Here is a 262-nt window from a genome sequence, read left to right on the forward strand (position 1 = left end):
CAGCCCTGTCTCACGATCCAGGTATTGCCCCTGCATACGCAGGTTCTGAGAATATCCTGATACCTGCGTCTCGCTTTCCCGCAGCAGTTTGCCCCAGGCACTGTTCACCCCTTCCCAGCGCACCTGCCCTTCGCTATCCGTCATCCGCTCCGGTGTGCCGTTGGGCTGGCAGTGGAACCAGAAGATTTCCGGGGCATCAACGCCGTCAATACGTGCCAGCGGATCGTAGCTGTCCTGATCGCTGTAGACGTAGGTCAGCGGC

Annotated in this window: 1 protein-coding gene; it reads right to left on the reverse strand. The window is 59.9% G+C overall.

Annotated features, from left to right (window positions below; genetic code table 11):
• A partial coding sequence (locus ACNQ0W_RS25755) for an RHS domain-containing protein (RefSeq protein ID WP_417933352.1) occupies positions 1-262 on the reverse strand: 262 nt, incomplete at both ends.

Source organism: Enterobacter cloacae complex sp. 6730903 (assembly GCF_048283985.1).
Taxonomy (GTDB): Bacteria; Pseudomonadota; Gammaproteobacteria; order Enterobacterales; family Enterobacteriaceae; genus Enterobacter; species Enterobacter hormaechei_C.